Annotated in this window: 17 protein-coding genes and 1 pseudogene; 7 read left to right on the plus strand and 11 right to left on the minus strand. The window is 51.8% G+C overall.

The features are described 5' to 3' along the window. A partial coding sequence (locus tag C7A19_RS09410) for an ATP-binding protein (protein WP_116644755.1) occupies positions 1–3,048 on the minus strand: 3,048 nt, incomplete at its 3' end. Positions 3,049–3,050: 2 nt separating this feature from the next. Then, positions 3,051–4,259, minus strand: a complete 1,209-nt coding sequence (locus C7A19_RS09415) for an HDOD domain-containing protein (RefSeq protein WP_077486374.1) — start codon at positions 4,257–4,259, stop codon at positions 3,051–3,053. Positions 4,260–4,440: 181 nt separating this feature from the next. On the opposite strand from C7A19_RS09415, the gene C7A19_RS09420 reads away from it, so the two are divergent. Further along, a complete protein-coding gene (locus tag C7A19_RS09420; RefSeq protein ID WP_069363020.1) occupies positions 4,441–4,629 on the plus strand; it encodes a hypothetical protein in 189 nt (62 codons plus the stop codon). Positions 4,630–4,819: 190 nt separating this feature from the next. Here C7A19_RS09420 and C7A19_RS09425 read toward each other — a convergent pair whose 3' ends face one another. Both C7A19_RS09425 and phhA read right to left on the minus strand, forming a co-directional pair. Further along, positions 4,820–5,161, minus strand: coding sequence for a 4a-hydroxytetrahydrobiopterin dehydratase (locus C7A19_RS09425; protein ID WP_077486372.1), 342 nt, complete (start codon positions 5,159–5,161; stop codon positions 4,820–4,822). Beyond that, positions 5,154–6,047 carry a phenylalanine 4-monooxygenase gene (phhA, locus tag C7A19_RS09430; protein ID WP_116644756.1) on the minus strand — a complete coding sequence of 298 codons (894 nt, stop codon included), beginning with the start codon at positions 6,045–6,047 and terminating at the stop codon, positions 5,154–5,156. The genes C7A19_RS09425 and phhA overlap by 8 nt, the downstream gene beginning before the upstream one ends. Before the next feature lie 201 nt (positions 6,048–6,248). On the opposite strand from phhA, the gene C7A19_RS09435 reads away from it, so the two are divergent. Further along, positions 6,249–6,554 carry a DUF6482 family protein gene (locus tag C7A19_RS09435; RefSeq protein WP_069363022.1) on the plus strand — a complete coding sequence of 102 codons (306 nt, stop codon included), beginning with the start codon at positions 6,249–6,251 and terminating at the stop codon, positions 6,552–6,554. A 17-nt stretch (positions 6,555–6,571) separates the two neighbouring features. Here the strand turns inward: C7A19_RS09435 and C7A19_RS09440 are convergent, their stop codons facing one another. The 4 genes from C7A19_RS09440 to C7A19_RS09455 form a co-directional block, all read right to left on the minus strand. Next, on the minus strand, positions 6,572–7,306 hold the full coding sequence (locus C7A19_RS09440; protein WP_077673426.1) for an SDR family NAD(P)-dependent oxidoreductase: 735 nt from the start codon (positions 7,304–7,306) through the stop codon (positions 6,572–6,574). A gap of 87 nt (positions 7,307–7,393) precedes the next feature. Further along, a complete protein-coding gene (gene fhuB, locus C7A19_RS09445; RefSeq protein ID WP_116644757.1) occupies positions 7,394–9,361 on the minus strand; it encodes a Fe(3+)-hydroxamate ABC transporter permease FhuB in 1,968 nt (655 codons plus the stop codon). Further along, the gene (locus C7A19_RS09450) at positions 9,358–10,221 is read right to left on the minus strand and encodes an iron-siderophore ABC transporter substrate-binding protein (RefSeq protein WP_116644758.1); all 864 of its coding nucleotides are present in this window, start codon (positions 10,219–10,221) and stop codon (positions 9,358–9,360) included. The genes fhuB and C7A19_RS09450 overlap by 4 nt, the downstream gene beginning before the upstream one ends. Then, positions 10,218–10,997: an ATP-binding cassette domain-containing protein gene (locus C7A19_RS09455; protein WP_116644759.1), complete on the minus strand. Its 780-nt coding sequence runs from the start codon at positions 10,995–10,997 to the stop codon at positions 10,218–10,220. Before C7A19_RS09455 ends, C7A19_RS09450 begins: the two co-directional genes overlap by 4 nt. A gap of 239 nt (positions 10,998–11,236) precedes the next feature. Between C7A19_RS09455 and C7A19_RS09460 the strand changes: the two are divergent. Together C7A19_RS09460 and C7A19_RS09465 are read left to right on the plus strand one after the other, a co-directional pair. Continuing rightward, a pseudogene (locus C7A19_RS09460) lies at positions 11,237–12,697 on the plus strand (deoxyribodipyrimidine photo-lyase); the annotation flags it as partial. 121 nt (positions 12,698–12,818) lie between these two features. Next, positions 12,819–12,980 carry a DUF2256 domain-containing protein gene (locus C7A19_RS09465; RefSeq protein ID WP_116644761.1) on the plus strand — a complete coding sequence of 54 codons (162 nt, stop codon included), beginning with the start codon at positions 12,819–12,821 and terminating at the stop codon, positions 12,978–12,980. Here C7A19_RS09465 and C7A19_RS09470 read toward each other — a convergent pair. Beyond that, a complete protein-coding gene (locus tag C7A19_RS09470) occupies positions 12,916–13,848 on the minus strand; it encodes a LysR family transcriptional regulator (RefSeq protein WP_116644762.1) in 933 nt (310 codons plus the stop codon). The two genes, C7A19_RS09465 and C7A19_RS09470, sit on opposite strands and share 65 nt — an antisense overlap. A 99-nt stretch (positions 13,849–13,947) precedes the next feature. Here C7A19_RS09470 and C7A19_RS09475 point away from each other — a divergent pair, with 99 nt between their 5' ends. Genes C7A19_RS09475 through C7A19_RS09485 form a run of 3 tightly spaced genes read left to right on the plus strand, consistent with a single transcriptional unit; the run spans position 13,948 to position 18,742 of the window. Then, positions 13,948–15,315, plus strand: a complete 1,368-nt coding sequence (locus tag C7A19_RS09475; protein ID WP_116644763.1) for an NADH-quinone oxidoreductase subunit L — start codon at positions 13,948–13,950, stop codon at positions 15,313–15,315. Beyond that, a complete protein-coding gene (locus C7A19_RS09480; protein ID WP_116644764.1) occupies positions 15,315–17,762 on the plus strand; it encodes a DUF2309 domain-containing protein in 2,448 nt (815 codons plus the stop codon). Before C7A19_RS09475 ends, C7A19_RS09480 begins: the two co-directional genes overlap by 1 nt. An 8-nt stretch (positions 17,763–17,770) precedes the next feature. Next, positions 17,771–18,742 (plus strand): L-threonylcarbamoyladenylate synthase, encoded by a 972-nt coding sequence (locus C7A19_RS09485; protein ID WP_116644765.1) that lies wholly within the window; start codon positions 17,771–17,773, stop codon positions 18,740–18,742. Positions 18,743–18,752: 10 nt separating this feature from the next. Here C7A19_RS09485 and C7A19_RS09490 read toward each other — a convergent pair whose 3' ends face one another. Together C7A19_RS09490 and C7A19_RS09495 are read right to left on the minus strand one after the other, a co-directional pair. Continuing rightward, on the minus strand, positions 18,753–19,163 hold the full coding sequence (locus C7A19_RS09490; RefSeq protein WP_116644766.1) for a PaaI family thioesterase: 411 nt from the start codon (positions 19,161–19,163) through the stop codon (positions 18,753–18,755). Next, positions 19,156–19,668: a NifB/NifX family molybdenum-iron cluster-binding protein gene (locus C7A19_RS09495; protein ID WP_116644767.1), complete on the minus strand. Its 513-nt coding sequence runs from the start codon at positions 19,666–19,668 to the stop codon at positions 19,156–19,158. Before C7A19_RS09495 ends, C7A19_RS09490 begins: the two co-directional genes overlap by 8 nt. Between the last annotated feature and the right edge of the window lie 190 nt (positions 19,669–19,858).

The following is a 19,858-nucleotide window of genomic DNA, read 5'->3' on the forward strand; positions in this document are numbered from 1 at the left end:
TGGTTCTGGTTCTGGTTCTGGTTCTGGTTCTGGTTCTGGTTCTGGTAAGGAGTTTGTCTCTGTGGACGCATCTGTAAAGTGCTCGCTGGCTAAGTCATCCAAGGTTGTTTCCTCTTCGTCAGTGGTTTTATCGCCATAACTGACCGCATCTGGATGAGCATACAGGAGTAACAATTCAATGAGTTGATCTTTACTGAAGGGCTTAGCGAGATGTCCGTTCATCCCTGCTTCCACACAACGCTCTGCATCACCAGAGAGCGCGTTAGCCGTCACTGCCAAAATGGGCGTGTTTTTGTCGAATTTTCGGATCTCACGCGTGGCTTCAAAGCCATCCATTTCCGGCATTTGACAATCCATTAAGATGATATCGAACGGTGAAGACTTATGAAGTTCTAACGCTTCTTTACCATTGACGGCCAGCGCACGCTGACAGCCTAGTTTAGATAAAATAATGTCAATCAATTCTTGGTTCACCAAGTGATCTTCAGCCACGAGAACGTTAAGATTGAATTGGATGTCATCATACTCCCCAGCCACAGGCTCAGGCTCTGTCAATGCATTCTCATCCTCGTTTAATACGCGATACAGTTCAACGTGATAAATCGGACAAGTCAGCGTCGCCATGCCAGTGTCATGATGACCATCATGGCTAATTGCGACTGATTTTTGCGCTTTGCCCACTAACGCCTGACAACTTTGCATTTTATCTTGGTCGATCATCAACACAGCGTCGCTCAGATCGCCAACGATTAATTCGTTTCCATCGCTTTTAGCCACTAAACGCAAACCGAGTCGGTCTAAGTAGGCGGATAGCGTATCGATCAAAATCGCGTCTTCCGATACCAAGTAGATGGAATCACCCTCTATCCCCGCTTCTAGCTTGGAGTGGGCTAATAACTGAGAGTCAGGATCGCTGATCGTGACGGGCACTTCGGCGATAAAGGTGGTCCCCTGATTCTCTTGGCTGCGGATGTAAATGTCACCATCCATAAGCCGCAATAATTTACGACAGACTGGTAAGCCCAGTCCCGTGCCTTGATAAGAACGCGAATAGGAGTTGTCGACTTGGGTAAAGTTCTCAAAAATGGCTTCGTGGCGGTCTTCCGGGATCCCGATCCCTGTATCTTCTACTTCCATGACCAATGTTACTGAGCCATCACCCGTTTGCCGTTGGAATAACCGCACAGCAATATGTCCCTGCTTGGTAAACTTAACGGCGTTGCCAACCAAGTTTATGATCACCTGCTTATAACGCGTGGCATCAATTTCAATATCACAAGGCATGTCTGGATCGATATAGCAATGTAAGCGCAACTGCTTTTCCGCTGCTTTTGCGGTAAAAATACTTAAGGATTCGTGAACAAGCTCCGCCAAATCTAATGACTGTTTGGTGAGCGTCATCTTTCCAGCTTCAATCTTAGTTAAATCGAGCACATCATTAATGATATTCAGCAGTGCCGTAGACGAGTGTTGCAACGTATCAACAAAATAGCGTTGCTGCTGATTGAGCGAGGTCTCCATCAAAAGGTTAGACATGCCAACAATGCCGTTCATGGGTGTGCGAATCTCGTGACTCATCATCGCCAAGAAGTTGGTCTTTGATTCGTTCGCCCGCTCTGCTTGCTCCTTGGCTCGTGCCATTTCTTTTGAGATCATGTCATTCAACGACTTCTGCTGCACAAAGTGCACCATTGAGCTTAAGCTTGATAGTATCGGCTCAATCCAGCCTTGAAGATCTTCATTGTAGGTGGTCGATTCATCAAACAAGCAGACCACCCCTACCATTTGGCTCGACATATAAAGAGGCGTACCGTAGACATTGATAATCATTTTCTGATTATTTCCTGCCACACTCGCCATTTGCAGACTACGTTTGCTTTGTTTGGTCTCAATGATTTCCTCAATCAGTCCTCGCACAAACTCTTCACCAATAAACTCATTCTTCACCAATCGAGTTTGTGCGAGCACTTTATAAGGCAGATTGGTTTTGATCGGATCATCATCGCTGTGACCCACCTCGACAATAATGCCATGATTACTTTCCCCTATTCGTAATAGGATCTGCAAAACATCTTGGAAACTCTTACCGAAATCTTCCCTGATCAGAAACTTATCTTGTAAGCTTTTCATCGCAGAGAAAAGCTCAGCCCCTTTAGATACTTTTTGTTTATCGAGGTGCTGTTCCGTGATATCGCGAATAATCGCCACGTTCAGTGCTCTCGGGTCTTCATCTTTGATGGGCGTTGATTTGACCTGCACAATACGGACACCTTGATCCGTATCTATCTCGTATGACCGCTGTAACTGCCCTCCGAGACCATAAAGCGCTTGTGAAAAATAGCCGCGTGAATTAGGGCTGACGCGAGAAATAATCGTCGATAAGCTGATCGCTTCGTCGGGCACAGATTCTAATTCGAATAACTTCTTAGCCGAGTCATTAATAGTAATAATACTGTGCTTATCGCCGAGCACTAATAGCGCATCAGTGTAACTATGAATCACTGTATTTAAATACGCACGACTTTGTTCCGCTCGATTGATCTGCTTAGCGTATTTCCAAATAAAAAAACCAACCAACAAGTTCAACAGAATGATTTGCGTGGCAGTACGGAGAATTTCTGTGTTGAGCTCTTTATCAATGTATCGACTATCTTGGTAGATAATCAACCTACCCACATCGACAGATTGGCCTTCCTGATCATAGACCAAGGAAACGTTGATTTCTTTTAACTCATCGTTTGACCGCATGCCTTTAGAGTCAGTCACATAACGAAATTCTTCATTGCTATCCGTCAGCTCAAGGCGATGGACATAACGAGAGCCCATTTCACTGTCTAAATCATTTTGAACATTATTAAAGTCATAATTCCACATCAGAGTAGGGAGACGCTGCTTGAGACGCTGAGTGATCGAGTTAATGTCCTGATTCATATCGGACTCAAGCCGCTCTTTGGCAACATGGTAATTGTAGTAACCAAACACCCCCAATAGTAAGGTCGCTAGTACAATCAAAATAACAGCTAGCCGCATACCTACTTTATTCATCATGTTCACACCTGCATCGTCGCCGCCAAGGTTTGGGTTTGATAACGGGCTTTATCAAACGCCCTCAAGACAGCGCGCTCCTTTAACGTCATCCTTTCACACAGCGAGCCGACCCAGTCCCAATTGGCGTGTTCAATGTTCTTACATAACTCCAAAAGCTCACCATAAGGTCCTGACTGAGACATCAATGCGTTTTTGGCCTCTTGGTCGAGTGAAAGCTGCTTCACAACATCCTCCATGGGGATACCAAGCATCGCATCAAGGAGTGAAAATGCCCCCACTAAAAAGGCTTCGTCAGGATCAATGCTTTTCAATAATGGGCTAGCTTGCTGCATAAAAATAGCGCGCAGAATGGCCGCATTTTGTAGATGAGAACACTCTTGGTGATTCATGTTAGACATGATCAGCAAAGAAATTAGCCGCCGCAGTGATTCCAGTCCTAGATATACTACTGCTTGTTTGGGGTTTGTTATCGTTTTCTTCTTTGATTTAGCGAGAATATTAGCGCTGGTTACCACTTTATATAACAAGGACACATCTCGAGAGATCACGTCTGTGATTTCGTCGATGTCATGGGGGCTGCGGTTAACCACAATACAGGCATCAAGTAGGCTAATGACTGAGGGAGCTACATCACTATAGCTTTTAATCAAAGGCTGTTCAAAAAAATATCCTTGGAATAGGCTGAACCCGAGATGCTTGGCCAACAAAAATTCCTCATTACTCTCCACTTTCGTGGCTAAAAAGCGCATACCCGGATTACTGGAGATCGACCCCGTCCAATCGGACAAGTTCTCTGAAGCCATACTCACACGAACAACATCGAAAAGCTGTAAGTGCCTTTGCCAGCGACTCGTGAAGACATCACTCTCTCCTAAAATGGTAAAGCCAGCTTTCTGGTAAGACTCCAGTTGCTTCACCAGCATCGGCGTCGCGTTACACTTTGCGGTGACACAAATCACTAGAGATTTAACCGGAATCGAAAAGGGGATCTCATCAAGCAGTGCAGCCTCCGAAAAACTCACCACGTACCGTAAGCTATCATCGAGCTCTTTCCCTGATAAAAAATTAGCACTGAGAATGCGCGATGTCGCCGTATCTTCATCGATTGAAGGAAACTTATTTTCTTGGCCGTCCCTAAACAGCAGCTCATTGCCCCACTGGTTTTGCGCTTCATCAAAGATGGGTTGGCATGAAAAAAAGATTTCACTCACAGCTCACTCTCCCTAAAACAAACCTTTACTACAAACGTAGACCAATGGCGCGGGGTCTGAGCCTTTTTTTTGATGTAACTGAGTGTGTTAAGTCCAACTACTTGGCTCACGTTCGTCTTTTGCTTGGGCAAAATCACGATTTTTGCTAGGCTCTGCGTTAAGCATATTACGAGGTACATTTATGGATATTTTGAATCAACTGGCCGATGACGCCCCCGAGCATGAGCCAGAGACTTTGCCCTCACTCGACGAACAAAAAGCGATTGTGGCAAAGCTCAAAGCCCTTGAGGAAAAAGGTGAGCTCACTGACGAAATCCTAGCGCAGTATTTTGCCGTTAAGCAAAAAGACACAAGCGACGAAGAAGAGTAAGCTCAACACGATAAAGTGACCGTGTCACTTTTTTCAATCTATCTTACTCTACGGCCCAAGAGTCGTAAGAAGAGTAAAAGATTGCCGAGAAATGGTGATGAGATCGCAGGATGGATACTTGCGTGACTGGGATAGATAGCAAGTGAGCGAAAAAGAAACGCCCCGAGATCACACTCGGGGCGTTTTTGGTTTACTCAGGGACAATGTCGTCGGTTTTCGCCGCACAAATAAAATCATTTTTGTGCAGGCCTTTGATCTTATGCGACCACCAAGTCACGGTCACCTTACCCCACTCCAGCAAGATAGCGGGATGGTGTCCTTCTTGCTCAGCCAGCTCAGCCACTTGGTTGGCAAACGCCCACGCCAACTTAAAGTTGCGGAAGGTGAACTCACGTTCGAGCTGATCAATCCCATCTCGTGTTACTTTACGCCACTGCGGAATGTCTTTAAGCAGCGCTGGCATTTCCTCAGCACTGACCAAAGGGGCATCAATATTACAGGCTTCACATTTCAACTCAGTTAGTTCAGACATGTTGCGTTTCCTTTTGCTGTTCTGTCTTTTTCGGTTTGGGCGGGAACAAAGGCGCATGGAGGCCCAGTTCCATGGCTTGATGCACATCAGCAATCAAGTCACGTTGACTGATGGCAAATAAATCGTCAATCGACTCAATGGTAAAGTAAATGGGTTGCATGATGTCAATCCGATAGGGCGTGCGCATGACATCTATCACTTCTAAAGGCTTACGCACCGCTTTGTCGCTATTAAAGGCGTACTCGGTCTCCGCCGGCGACGACAAGATCCCGCCGCCATAAATACTGCGATTGCCTTGCGAATCACTGAGTAAACCAAACTCGACCGTAAACCAATATAAGCGTGCAAGATAGACGCGCTCTTTGGGCGTGGCTTTCTTACCCAGTTGGCCGTACATGTGGGTAAACTCAGCGAACGCTGGGTGAGTCAGCATCGCGCAGTGACCGAAAATCTCATGGAAGTAATCCGGCTCTTGCAAGTAATCAAAGTCTTCTTTGGTGCGTAAAAAGGTCGCCGCAGGGAATTTCTTGTCCGCCAATAAGGCAAAGAAATGGTCGAAATCAATCAATGCAGGCACAGGAGCCACTTGCCAGCCCGTCTCTCGCATTAACACTTCATTCACATATGGGATCTGTGGCACCGTATCATGCGGCAAGTCGAGCATGCGTAGTCCGTCTAAATATTCCTGACACGCTTTGTCTTTGATACACGCAAGTTGCCGTGTGACTAACTGGCGCCATACATCGTTTTCTTGTGCCGACCAGGCTACTCGGCCCAGCTCATCAACGGGTTTGGATTGGTATTTACTCTGTTTCACGTTCACCGCCTTGTGTCGTTGTCTGGCGTAAAAAATCGCGCGTAAACAGCGGCAGTCAGCCTTACGCATTGTCTCCGTTACCCACAGGTTACGTCGACTTTGCAGAGAAAATCATCTCATTGCCACGGTTTTAATTTTACCTTTGCGTAACATTTATTTTACATTACAGACTGAAAAGGGGGCTGCGACTGATAATGCTTTACCCTAGAGGGATCCGCGTGCTTGCATGGCTCGTAGTGGCTGGGGAAGGCCTAACCGCAAGGACGAGTGATGAATTTACAACTGAGCGAACTGATAAATTGCGACAACATTGACAAGATTCAGATCCGTGGCATTGATGGCATGTTGTATCAAGCCATCGCCTTTTTGCGTCACGGGGATACGGTGGAGCAGAAGCTGATTTATCACGGCGATAAGCCCTACTTATCTCGCAGCTTGCTGGCGGTGAAAGAGGATTTTGAATGGGTTAACGCCGCGCAGTACGTGTTAGTGACCGACACGGCATACGATGAAATGATAGGACTAGGAAGCGAAAAGCCTTTGTCGACCCTAGAGCAGCCATTGCATTGGAAGTGACTCGATAATGCCCCAGTCTACGGGGCAATTTCTTCTCCATCCCATGCAAACAGACGCCCGGTGTGACGACTGTCGAGGCCATCCAATACCGACAATAAGTAGCCAGCCGATTGGGCCGGGCTGAATAGCTTGCCGGGCTTAACATTGGCTTGATATGGCGCGGATAGACGACTGTCGACGGTCCCCGGATGCAGGCCAACCACAGTTAATGATTTATCTTGGCGGCCAAGTTCGATGCTCATGCCTTTGATTAACATGTTCACCGCCGCTTTGCTTGCACGGTAGGCATACCAACCGCCCGCACGGTTGTCACTGATACTGCCCACGCGCGCCGACAAGATAGCGAGCTTCGCCTCAGCGTTGCGTTTCAATTTGCCCGCAAGATGTTTGCTCAACAGCAGCGGCGCGACGGCATTCACATCAAACAGCTGGTGCATCGCCTCACTGCTGCACGCCGCAAGGCGCTTTTCTGGACTGACCGCATCATCATGCAGCATCCCCGAGGCAATGATCACCGCATCTAAATGGTTGTCGTCGATGTGTTCGGCCGCTGCTTGTATTGATGCTTCATCGCGAATGTTCACCGCCACAGGAGTGACCTTTTCACTTATCTCAGCAAGTGGCGCGGGGTGACGCCCCAAGGCAAAGACTTGCTGAATGGATGGCTTGTCGAGCAATGCACGGCAAAAAGCTTCACCAATTGCGCCACCTGCACCGACAACCGCCACACGCTGCATGGAATCACTGTTCATTCTCTTGGCTCCTCAAACAAAAAGAGATGCAAACTGCACCTCTTTAGTTAGGGATGAGGCGATCCTGTCGATCACCATACGCTAAAACTATAGCTTACGTAGCACGACCATTAGGTAGAGCCCGCCTATCAAGGAAGCAATGATCCCAGCCGGCATTTCTTGCGGATACAGCCATTGTCGTCCTAGCCAATCGGCAAACAGCATCAATCCCATGCCAATCAATCCGGCGGTGACCATATGCGCGCGGGCATTTTTCGCCCCCCAACTGCGCGCAATGTGTGGCGCCATCAAGCCGACAAAACTGAGCGGCCCCACTACCAAGGTGGCACTGACGGTCATCACCGCGACGAGGGCCAGCAAGACCATGCGGGCACGCCCTACCTTTACACCCAGAGACTGGGCGGTTTCGCCACCGAGCGGCAAGATATCGAGCCAACGCTGACACATTAATCCCAATGCCACCAGCACAGCTGTAACCAAGGTCAGCGTGGTCACCGTGCTGTCAGTCACATAGTAGGTTGAGCCTGAAATCCATGCGAGCACTTGATACGCGCGAGGATCGCCCCCCGCCATCAAGAAGCTTTGCACCGCTTGCATCAGTGCGGCGATGGCGACGCCAGTGAGCAATACTTTTTCTGGCTGAAAGCCAGTTTTGCGATTAAGCAGCACAATCAACGCCAAGGTCGCGCCGGCACCGATTAAGCCGCCGACATACAAGCTCAGCATAGACGCGCCCATGCCAGCAAAAATAGTGACAATCAGTCCCAGCGCCGTACCGGCACTGATCCCCATCACTTCAGGGCTCGCCATCGGGTTAGCACTTAAACGCTGAAGCACGGCACCGGCAACAGCAAGCACACCACCCGCCAATGCCGCGGCCAGCAAGCGTGGCAAGCGCCATTCCAATAAGGACCAATCGCCGCTGAGCGCCAGCCACTGCCAGCCCTCACTTTGACGCGATACGGTGGCAAAAATCACTACACCTAACACCAGTAACATCAGCGTTCGGCCTAGTGGCCAATCCTGACGTGGTGCAGGCATCCCGGCATGCATTTGTTGGCGTTGGCGATTCCCCAGTGACACCCGTGGTAACAACCACAAAAGAAGAGGCGCCCCCAACGCTGCTGTCGCTGCCCCCGTGGGGACCATCATGGCCCGACGGCCAGGTAACAGTTGGACAGCCAGATCAGTGGCTGCCAACATCAAGGCGCCTAAAATCATCGCGAGACTCAATCGGGTGATAAGCTTGCGCGCGCCACATAAACGCGCAATCGCGGGCGCGGCGAGACCGACAAAGCCAATCACGCCAATCAAGCTGACCACCCATGCGGTCAGAAGCACCGATAGCCCCAGCGCAATCACACGGATTTTCGCCAGTGATACCCCTAAGCTTTTCGCCCCTTCATCAGACAGACTCAGGACGTTGAGCGGCTTTAACAAGGCAAGGATCAACACGACCGCCAGCCCAATACGTGGCAATAAGGCTTGCACACTGTGCCAATCGGTTTGCACCATCGAGCCCGCGCCCCACACCATCATGCCGTGTAGCGCTTCTTGATTCATCAACAGCAACACGGTGCTGAGCGCGCCGCAGTAAAGGTTTAAAATCAACCCCGCGATCACCACTACGGTGGGCGATAAGCCGCGTCGCCATGCTAGCGCAAACACCACCAGCATGGTCAGCACTCCGCCAGACATCGCCACCATCGCGCTCGACCAAGTCAGTAGCCAAGGGGCATAAAGCGTCGCTAGCATCAGCGCCAAGCTAGCGCCATTCGCCACCCCCAGCGTCGAGGGCGAAGCCAAAGGGTTACGTAACACCTGTTGCATCAAGGTACCGGCCAGCCCCAAACACGCCCCCGCCAGCAATGCGGTGACCAAGCGCGGCCACCAGGTTAAATGCATCACTACCCCAATCGACGCGCTGTCATCCAGCGACCACAGCGACTGCCAGAGCATAGATGCATTCACATCCCACTGCCCCAACTGAGTGGAGGCGAGGCTTAACAGTGCCGCCAGTAATGCCAATGGCACCCATAACAGACTCAGTTTCATGACTGCCCTCCTTGCTCGGTCAATGCCGCGGTCACAAGGCGGGCAAATCGTAACGCCGATGGAATCGCACCAAAGCTCCACACCGGGTCAATCATCAATGGTGTATGTCCCGTGCGTTTAACCAAATATTGCCAAAACATATTAGTCTTTAGGGTTTGCTCGACGCCCGCGGGGAGTGGGCGCACAATCACCAGCTGCGCATCAAGGTCGAGCAGCTCGCGGGTGGAGACCATGCTAAATCCCCAACTGTTGGTGGTGTTCTGCCACGCATTGCTGAGCCCCAATTCACTGATGGCGGCATGATACAAGCTGTTCGTCCCAAACACCCGCACATGGTTGGGATCTAGGAACTGGATCATCAGCAGCGGGGGCTGTTCACCGGGGATCGTATCGCGCAAGCTCGCCAGTTGCTGTTTCGCATTGGTAATCAGAGTTTCTCCGGCCTCAGGACGGTTGGCCTCGTGCGCAATTTGCCGCGTCACGGTTTTAAGCGATGACCAGCTTAGGCCACTTTCATAGAGAGGAATTGAACTGACCGGCGCAATGGTGCTTAGCTTGGGCTTCATCGCCTTAAAAATGGGTGAAATTAGAATTTTATCGGGGTGAAGCTCAGCCAAACGCTCCATATTCGGCTGGGTGCGAAGCCCAATATCGACGGTTTTTTCTGGAATGGGCGGGGCTTTCACCCACGAATTGTAATCTGCCTTTTGCGCGACCGCGACGGGCGTCACCCCTAAGGCCAACAAGGTTTCAGTTTGGGTCCAATCCAGCGAGAGAATACGAGGCGACGCGCTGGCGCTAGCCGACATCATGGCCGCGGTCAGCCAGACCATAAGCGTCAAGAACGAAGACTTGATCATACCGGTGATAACTCCCCCGGCATCGCAACCGCATAGCCGGCAGCATGATCGGCAATCGGCATCTCAATGCCATAAATCGATTTGAGCGCCGACTCTTGAAACACATCGCTAACCGCGCCTTGAGTCAGGATTTGCCCGCTGTGCAGCGCGACAATCTCATCACAAAAACGCGCTGCCATATTAATATCGTGCACCACGATAATGATGGACTTATCCAGCTCTCGGCTGAGTTTGCGAACCAAGGTCATCACTTCAACTTGGTGGGCCACATCCAGTGCAGATAGCGGCTCATCGAGCAGTAAGTAACGCGTTTGCTGTGCCAGCAGCATTGCAATCCACAGCCGTTGGCGCTCGCCGCCCGATAAGGTATCGACTAGGCGCTCGGCATAATCATGAGTGCCAGTCAGTGCCATTGCCTCGTTGATCGCTTGGTGATCGGCTTTGGTCAACCGCCCCAGCAAGCCATGCCAAGGATAGCGACCAAAACTGACCAACTCATACCCAGTTAAGTTATCGGTTGCCGGTAAATGCTGTGGCAAATAAGCCACCTCGCGCGCAAACGCTTTTTCCGGCCATTTTGATAAGGGCTTTTGGTCTAATGTGATCTGCCCGCTGCTGTTTGCTTGTTGCTGCGCTAACAGTTTTATCAACGTCGACTTGCCCGAGCCATTGTGCCCGACCAACGCACAGATTTTTCCCGGCGTAAACGACAAGCTCACCTTATCGAGTAACACGTTTCCGTTGACGGCAAACGCAACGTCCTTTGCCTCTAACATATCCCGATCCTACTTTCGCAAACACAAGCGCGTGGCACTTGCCCGTTATCTCTGAGAGCGGTAATTTTCCGATGCTTAAAAGGTAAATGCAAACCATTTTGATTTCGCTTTGTACGCTTAGCGCTTGTTAATCAGAGAAATTAGACCTCAACCCCGTCAGCATCAGGGATCCAAGCGCCATTCAGCGTCGTATCGCCAATGGTGAATAGAAGATTGTTGTTACGACTGTCGAGAGCCCTATGTCCGCACCCATCAGCCTTGTGTGGCTAAAACGCGATTTACGCCTGCGGGATCACGCCCCGTTACAAGCTGCCATTGCCGCTGGGCGTCCCTTAGTGATTTTGTACCTGTTTGAGCCGTTGCTGCTTAACGATCCGCACCATAGCGAGCGCCACTGGCGATTTGTCTGGCAATCGCTGTGCGATCTTAATCAACAGCTCGCACCACTGGGCGGTCACGTCACCATTTGCCAAGGAGAGGCGATCTCAGTATTCGACACCATCCACCGGCAACAGGCCATTGGCGCGGTGTACAGCCATCAAGAAATTGGCGTCGACGCGACGTTTTCTCGCGATAAAGCGGTGGCGAAATGGCTGGCAAGCCATCAGATCCCTTGGCATGAATACCCCACCGGAGCCGTGATCCGCGGCGCGAAAAGTCGGGTTGATTGGGACGCAGAATGGCAAAAGGTGATGCGCGCTCCCCTTGCCGATCCCGATTGGCAACAAGCGCGCTGGCTAGACACATCACTCACGCTACCCGCGCTCGGTCACCATGAGTGGGATTCCCCCGCGCCACGCTTTCAGCCCGGCGGCCCGAGTTGGGCGTATAAAACCTTGCAATCTTTTTTCCGCGAGCGCGGGCAAAGCTATCAGCGCCATATCTCTAAACCGCTCGCCAGCCGCAAAAGTTGTACGCGGCTGTCACCCTATCTTGCTTGGGGTAACATCAGCGTGCGCGAGATGTATCAAATCACCCTCCTCCATTGGCAGAAAAAGGGTTGGCGGCGTGCGCTGGTAGCCATGGTGTCGCGTTTGCATTGGCACTGTCATTTTATGCAGAAATTTGAAAGCGAGCATCACATGGAGCATCGGCCCGTCAATCGAGGTTACTTACATTTTGAGTACGCAAACGGTCCGCAGAGCGATGCGCATCTGCTCGCATGGCAACAAGGTCATACCGGTTATCCGCTCGTCGATGCCTGTATGCGTTGCCTGCACGCCACCGGCTATATCAACTTTCGTATGCGAGCGATGCTGGTCAGTTTTTTAACCCACCATCTACTGATTGACTGGCGGCGCGGTGTGCATCATTTGGCGCAGCTATTTCTCGATTTTGAGCCCGGCATTCACTACCCCCAGTTTCAAATGCAGGCTGGCGTGACGGGCGCCAATACCTTGCGCATTTACAACCCAGTGAAACAATCGCAGGAGCAAGATCCAGAAGGGGCATTTATTCGTGAATGGCTGCCAGAACTTGCCCCTCTGCCAGACAGTTTGATCCATACCCCGTGGCAAATGACCGACATGGAAGCGATGATGTACGGGGTGGTGCTTGGCGAAGACTACCCGAAACCCATTGTCGATATCGAACAAACCGGCAAACGTGCACGTGATATTTTATGGTCGTTTCGTCAACAAGACGCGGTTCGTATCGAAAAAGCACGGATCCTCGCCACCCATGTACGTCCAAGCAGCCCTGAGCCAACAAACAACCCTGAGCAAACAAAAAACCCTGAACATCGAAAAAGCCCGGGGCACGCAGACAAGCGCACTAAAAAATCACGTTTACCAGCCACTCCATCCACTAGAGGTAACCCAGATGGCGCATAAAAAGCCGCATCTCCCTAGCAAGGTATGTTTGACGTGCGAACGCCCCTTTACGTGGCGTAAAAAGTGGGCGCGCTGTTGGGACGAGGTTAGATATTGCTCTGACCGTTGCCGTCGCGAAGGTCGTCGCCATGCGCGAGGGGCGACGCACTGAACGCATCTAAAAGCGAATTCAATTTTGGATGTACCCACTGACGTTTAATCGATACCGCATAGAACGGCTCATACACACTCGGCAATAAGGCATAGCGGGTGAGCATGCCACTATCTAGCTCATCGCGAACCACCACTTCGGGCATTACCGCTAACGCATCATTGTCGCGGGTTAACAGGCGCAGCATCGCCATATCATTGGCTTCTGCCATGATGTAAGGCTTGAGTTGATACTGCGCTGAGATGGCGTCAAACCCCGAGCGAATGGGGTTATCGCCATAAGGCAACACCCACGCTTGGTGCTGGTAGCTGGCGTCTAAGGTGGGTGATAACGCTTTACCCGGCCAACCAATCACGGCTACCGGCTGGCGTGCCAGTTGCTGATACTGCCAAATTTGTTTATTGGTCCCCCGCACCGCGATATTGGTTAGCGCCAAATCCAACTGGTGATCAGAAAGCGCATGAAGCAAGCCAGTTTGATCCATCGACTGCAACACATAGCGGCACTCTCGTTGATTGACCAAAGGCTGAATAAACTGCTCGATAAAGTTCCGCGACATGGTCGATAAGGTACCAATGCGAATCGTGGCACTAGACAACGCCCCGCCACTGGATAACAACTGCTCTAACTCTTCCCCTTGACGAAAGATTTCTTCGGCATAATTCATCGCTTGGTAGCCACTTTCAGTCAACGTCAACGTGCGACCTTGCCGCTCAAACAATTGCACCTGCATCGCCTGCTCAAGCTGCTTGATTTGTGACGACAGCGCCGACTGCGAAATATGCAGCTGGCGAGCGGTCTGGGTCAGGTTGCCGTGGCGCGCCACCTGCCAGAAATAATATAAATGATGGTAGTTGAGTCGGCTCATCGTTCTCTAAAACAGAATGAAAAATAATTTATTATGTATTTTACTTAACTGTAGTAAGTTTTCACAATGGTACGCATAACTGTTGCTGTGAGGTAAGTCATGTTATCCCTATTTCTTGTTACGCCGCTCAAACTGGTACTGCTGGCACTGGTTGCGCTTCTTGGCGGTGTTATCTGGCGATACAGTGCCACTGCGTTTGCGGGCGAAGCCGACAAACACCGTTTTCTTTCATCCTTGCTGCTCACTTTGTCGGCAGTCTTGTTGGTTTTAGTTAGCAATCATCTGTTGCTGTTTTGGCTTGCTTGGGTGGCGGTTAGCCTCTCATTGGGTCGCTTAATTCTTTTCTATCCGCATCGGCCTCGCGCCCAACTCGCGGCACACAAAAAAATGCTGCTCGCCCGCTTTAGCGAATTGCTACTCGGTAGCGCATTTTTACTATTATTTTTCCACTACCAAACCGCGCAGATTGACCAATTGATGTTTCAAGTCAGCCAGCAGCGTCACACGCTGACTGTAAGCATCGCCGCCTTTATGTTGGTGGGCGTGGCGATTATCAAGTGCGCGCAACTGCCCTTGCACGGCTGGTTAATTCAAGTGGTGGAAGCACCAACACCTGTCTCTGCCTTGTTGCACGCTGGCATTGTGAACCTTGGCGGGATCTTATTGATGCTGTTCGCGCCAGTACTCGCAGCGAGCCCCAGTGCCAGCCTTGCCCTGCTGGTTATCGCCGGTGTCAGTACCCTGGTGGCAGGGCTGGTGAGCCTGACACGCGTGAGCATTAAGGTCAAACTGGCGTGGTCGACCGTCGCACAAATGGGGCTGATGTTGGTCGAAATCGCCCTAGGTCTTTACGAGTTGGCACTGCTGCACTTGCTGGCGCACTCTTTCTACAAAGCGTTTTCTTTCCTCAACAGCGGCAATGGGGTGAATCATTGGCTCGCAACCCAACTGGCTGACGCCTCAGTTCCGCGTCGCTGCCATTGGCTTGCCGCGATGACCACCGCCGCCGGTTTGATTGTCGCCGTGCATCTGAGTGTTGGTATTTTAAATAGCTTGGCCGCCGGTTGGTTGCTGTGGATGGCGATGACCATGCTGCTATTACCGGCCTTTACCCGCCCAGGCGCTGCTCGCCCGACACGCGTGCTGCTCAGTAGCGTGTTTGCGCTTGGCCTGCTCGGGCTCTACGCCGCCATTAAACATAGCTTGATTGTGTTTGTCGCGGGTGGAAATGCCACCTATTTATTTGCCGATGCCTTTGCGCTGGTGCTGTTTATCGCGCTGTTTGCTCTGTCACTGGCGGTCCAGTACTGGCCTCACAAAGCGTGGGTCAACCGCCTGTTTATTTGGCTGAACGCCGGGGCTTACCTTGATGAGTGGGCGACGCGCCTAACACTCAAATGGTGGCCGAGTGCTTCTTTAATCCAACTACAAACGACCCAATGGCAACCGCATAAGGAGACGCGTTAATGATTGCGAAAACGCCCAACGTATCTGCACACCCTGAGTCCCTCGATGTGAGCGATTTTCGCGATGCCACCCAGCAAGCGGTCGTAGCGATTGCGCCAAGCTGGCCGTTGGATCAAATGATTGCGGTGAACCCCTGGTGGCCGCAACGCTTTACCCCCATTGAGCACGTCTTTGCCGAGCAAGCGGTGTTAAGCGGCCACTGTCCGCTAATGCCGTCGGCGTACTATCTGTCGCATTGGCAATCGCCGATTAGTGAGGCACATCTTGCCGAGGCCATCTCAACCTCTGACAGCACATTGACAGTGAGTGATTGTCTGCGTGCGCTGCGCAGTCATAGCAGTGATCTCCCGCGTTGGAAGCCATTGGCCGAGTTGTGTGACCGCACTCGAGAAGCACAAGAAGGCTTATCGTGGCAGCAAGAAATCCAGCAGCAAGTGAGCCAGTTTCTCGCGCTTTATCACCAATACCCACAGCGTTTTGATGCCCAAGGCCAAGGCGGTGAGCACCTTTATCAATGCTGGTTGGATGTGGTGAGCCAAGATAAAGGCATTAAAACCCTCACTGGCGTGGATTTGCTTGCCGATTTCGCCGCACTGCCCACTCAAATGGATGCCCTGATCGCGGAAGCGGCCGCCTTTTGGCAACCGATCCTTCACGACCAAGACGGTAACTTGGCCTATTGCCACGCGCTGATGCATGGTTTATCGGGTTGGGCAAGCTGGCAATCCTGGTTAGATTGGCAGCAACAGCTCAGTGACAGTGAACAGCAAGATCATGGTATGGGCCTATTCGCGATTTTACTCGCGTGGGATACAGTGCTGGCACGTTGGCTTGCCAAACACCGTGAAGCAGCGTGGGCAAGCATTCGTCAATCCATGCACCACCAAGCGGTGAATGTGCGCCATTGGTATCACCAAGCACAACAACAGCTCGCGCCACTGTGGATTTGGCAGCAAGCGCTAGAAATCAGTCAGCAGCACCCTTGGGCACACGCCTTGTCCGCGCAGGCCAGTGTCGACACACTCGCCACCTCGCCCACGCTGCAAGCTGTGTTTTGTATCGATGTGCGCTCTGAGCCGATGCGTCGCGCATTAGAAGCACAATCTGACAGGATTCAAACCCTTGGCTTTGCTGGCTTTTTTGGTTTACCGATCGCCTATCAGCCCACCGATAGCCAAATCCACCGCCCGCAACTGCCCGGCTTACTGGCACCGGCGGTCACCGCCTCACAAACCCATGCTACTCCCGAACGCTGGTTACGAATGACCAAGCTCGGCTGGCAGCGCAGTCTCGATGCGCCCGCCGCCAATTTAGGGATGGTCGAAGCCGGTGGCATGCTAAAACTGGTGAGCCTATTAAAACGCGCATTACGCATTTCTGGCACCGAAAACCCGCTAAATCGACTCAGCCATACTGACAGTGATTGGGCGCTCACCCGTGACAATACGCCGTTAAGCGCAGCCGAAAAGGCGGAGCTAGGCGCTGGCATCTTGCGCGCAATGGGCATTGCTGATCAACTGGCCGATGCCGTCTTGTTGGTGGGTCATGGCAGTGAAACCTGTAACAACCCTCATGCGGCAGGGCTTGACTGTGGTGCTTGCGGCGGACAAACCGGCGAGGTAAATGTCCGTGTGCTCGCACAATTGCTGAATGATGCCGACGTGCGTGATGCCATGGCACAACAAGGCGTAACCATTCCCGCCAGCACCCATTTTTATGCCGCCATGCACAACACCACCACCGACGCACTGGATGTCTTTCACGCTCCCGAGCATGCCCAATGGCAAACTTGGCTGGCCGCTGCGAGCGAGCAAGCACGTGCAACCCGCGCCAACCAGTTTGATCAAACACCAACCCAGCCATCTAAACTCAAACGCTTCTTTGCCACACGGGCCAAAGACTGGGCACAAATGCGTCCTGAGTGGGGACTGTGTGACAACGCCGCGTTGATCGTGGGCCCGCGCACCCTGTCTCGACAGATTAATTTGCAAGGTCGCAGCTTTTTACACGACTACGACATGCATAAAGACCGTGACTTTAGCCAGCTTGAAGCGATACTCACCGCGCCCATGGTGGTGACCAATTGGATCAATCTGCAGTATTTTGCTTCTGTCACCGCACCGGAAAAATTCGGCAGCGGAAACAAACTGCTACACAACATCGTGGGTGGCCACATTGGGGTGTTTGAAGGGAATGGTGGCGACTTACGAATTGGCTTATCGCATCAATCCGTACACGATGGCCGTCGATATCGCCACCAGCCAGTACGATTAAGCGTATTTATCGCTGCCCCTCGGGAGGCAATTGATAGTATACTTGCACGCCATGACGATATAGCCGCGCTGGCGAATCACGGCTGGCTGTACTTGATGCAAATTGATGCGCAGGGTGCAGTTTGGCAACGCGATCGCTCGGGTCAGTGGTATCACCTGAACGTAGCAACATAAAACGGAGCATGTCGTTGAAAACGCAACTTCTCTCAGCGCAGTGTTCAACGGATCTAACACAAGCCGCCGAGCTGCTGAAAGCCGGCGAACAAGTCGCGGTGCCCACAGAAACCGTGTACGGTTTGGCAGCGGATGCCAGCAATCCAGACGCCGTCGCGGGCATTTTTACCGCCAAAGGACGTCCCGCCAATCATCCTTTGATTGTTCATCTCGGTGACGTCGCATCGATCACCGAGTGGGCAACGCCGATCCCGGATGAAGCATATAAGCTGGCGAATGCCTTCTGGCCTGGGCCGATGACACTGCTGCTGCCACGAGCCGAGCATGTTTCACCAGTGGTTACGGGTGGATTAGATACCATTGGGCTTCGCGTGCCCGCGCAACCTGTGTTATTGGACCTGCTCGCCACCCATCAGCTTGCCGTTGCCGCCCCGTCAGCGAACCCGTATAAAAAGCTCAGCCCCACCACGGCAGAGCAAGTGATGCATGGTTTAGGCGGAAAAATCGCCGCGGTGATTGATGGCGGCTCTTGCCAGCATGGGCTGGAATCGACCATTGTCGATCTTACCAAGCGTCCATTCCGTGTACTTCGCGCCGGTCCAATCACCGCCAGCGAGCTGAGCGCCGTATTGGGTGAAACGGTCGACGCCCCCGAGCAGCACGACACCGTGGTGCCCGGCAATGTGGGAAGCCATTATCAACCCAATACCCGGTTGCAGATGGTGGCTGCAGACTTATCCGATCTCCCAGCGCCTAATTCTGAAAAGCGCGCGGCCTTGCTTCACTTTGGCGACGCCCCGACACGGGATGATCTAGTCTGCATTGCCATGCCGGATGACGCCGCGCGCTACGGGCAAGCGTTATATCACCAACTCGCGCAAGCCGACCAACTCGGCGTCGATGAAATCTGGCTCGCCCAGCCCCCTCATGGCGAAGCGTGGCTTGCGGTGCATGATCGCCTGCGCCGCGCCGTTAGCTAGTTTTTGACGCTCACAACGCGCGTGTTTGCATAAAGCTTGCCGTTGCGCTGGCACACACAGTGTCTGCAACGGTCAGCGTTGCCTCCAACTGACTCATTCCGTGTTTGGCTTTGACACACCAAGCACGTACCTCAGCCTCAACCGCAATGGGCACTGGATGGTGGTAGCGAATATTAAGTGACGCTGTCACACTTTGCGGGGCAAACAAGAAGGTACAATGGGTCAACGCCGCATCTAAAAGCGTGGCAATCACCCCACCGTGCAGCTGATCTTGATACCCCTGCCAAGTGCTTTCTAACCAGACTTTTGCGCTCACTGCAGTTTCATCGTTCTGATAAAACTGCAATTTAAATAGCCCATTGTCACTGCAAGCCACACACTGATGATGCGAACGTGGCGGCATCACGCGTAATTCAGTCATGGCAACCACAACCCTTTCCACTCGCGCGACCGCCTTTACCTTGCCGCTTACCACACCCTCGATGTTGATGACCTAAACGGCGGCCTTGCGCGCCACAACCTTTCCCACGCTCTGAGTAACAAGTGGCGTTCTGTTGTTGTGGTTTTTGCTGCTTCATTCGCTGCAACGCTGGTCGTCCTTGACTGGCATCCGTAAGCGGTTGCCAGTACGCAGGCGACAACCACTGGGTGTTGTTTAGACGACCATTGGTTAACTGATACACATGTAAGCCAGCATCAAGTAATCCCGCTAACGCATGCTCGCCAATATGACGGGTCACCACACGTGTTACTTGATTGGCTTTCAGCATCGCTATCAAGGCGTTTTTGGCACCACAACCTTCGGCAGCGCGCGGATTAGCAAAGCAGGCTATCGCTTGGCCATCGTCGTCAAACAGCGCGAAATGTTCTGCTTTCATAAAATGTCCCGCAGGACGGTCTTGGTTCATCGCAATAGCAATTGTCATCTTCCGTTCTCTCTTTATATAAATGGCATATGCTAAAAATACGCCTCATTTGTGGCATATGCAATAAACAAAGTTAGAAGAGGTCAAAAATAATGTGTTGAAGCATCAAGTTTGCCATTACAAATGCACGACTTGTGAGAGGTGTAAGGTCTGGCCCTTTCAGTTCGATTTTCATTACAGTCATGCATAT

It is taken from the genome of Salinivibrio sp. HTSP (assembly GCF_003390965.1).
Classification (GTDB): domain Bacteria; phylum Pseudomonadota; class Gammaproteobacteria; order Enterobacterales; family Vibrionaceae; genus Salinivibrio; species Salinivibrio kushneri.

Coding starts and splice junctions, on each gene's coding strand:
- C7A19_RS09440 (WP_077673426.1), bottom strand. CDS start 7,306: ATGAACAGTGATTCCATGCAGCGTGTGGCGGTTGTCGGTGCAGGTGGC.
- C7A19_RS09485 (WP_116644765.1), top strand. CDS start 17,771: ATGTCGTTGAAAACGCAACTTCTCTCAGCGCAGTGTTCAACGGATCTA.
- C7A19_RS09420 (WP_069363020.1), top strand. CDS start 4,441: ATGGATATTTTGAATCAACTGGCCGATGACGCCCCCGAGCATGAGCCA.
- C7A19_RS09470 (WP_116644762.1), bottom strand. CDS start 13,848: ATGAGCCGACTCAACTACCATCATTTATATTATTTCTGGCAGGTGGCG.
- C7A19_RS09475 (WP_116644763.1), top strand. CDS start 13,948: ATGTTATCCCTATTTCTTGTTACGCCGCTCAAACTGGTACTGCTGGCA.
- phhA (WP_116644756.1), bottom strand. CDS start 6,047: ATGCGTAAGGCTGACTGCCGCTGTTTACGCGCGATTTTTTACGCCAGA.
- C7A19_RS09435 (WP_069363022.1), top strand. CDS start 6,249: ATGAATTTACAACTGAGCGAACTGATAAATTGCGACAACATTGACAAG.
- fhuB (WP_116644757.1), bottom strand. CDS start 9,361: ATGAAACTGAGTCTGTTATGGGTGCCATTGGCATTACTGGCGGCACTG.
- C7A19_RS09495 (WP_116644767.1), bottom strand. CDS start 19,668: ATGACAATTGCTATTGCGATGAACCAAGACCGTCCTGCGGGACATTTT.
- C7A19_RS09425 (WP_077486372.1), bottom strand. CDS start 5,161: ATGTCTGAACTAACTGAGTTGAAATGTGAAGCCTGTAATATTGATGCC.
- C7A19_RS09480 (WP_116644764.1), top strand. CDS start 15,315: ATGATTGCGAAAACGCCCAACGTATCTGCACACCCTGAGTCCCTCGAT.
- C7A19_RS09465 (WP_116644761.1), top strand. CDS start 12,819: ATGGCGCATAAAAAGCCGCATCTCCCTAGCAAGGTATGTTTGACGTGC.
- C7A19_RS09450 (WP_116644758.1), bottom strand. CDS start 10,221: ATGATCAAGTCTTCGTTCTTGACGCTTATGGTCTGGCTGACCGCGGCC.
- C7A19_RS09455 (WP_116644759.1), bottom strand. CDS start 10,997: ATGTTAGAGGCAAAGGACGTTGCGTTTGCCGTCAACGGAAACGTGTTA.
- C7A19_RS09490 (WP_116644766.1), bottom strand. CDS start 19,163: ATGACTGAATTACGCGTGATGCCGCCACGTTCGCATCATCAGTGTGTG.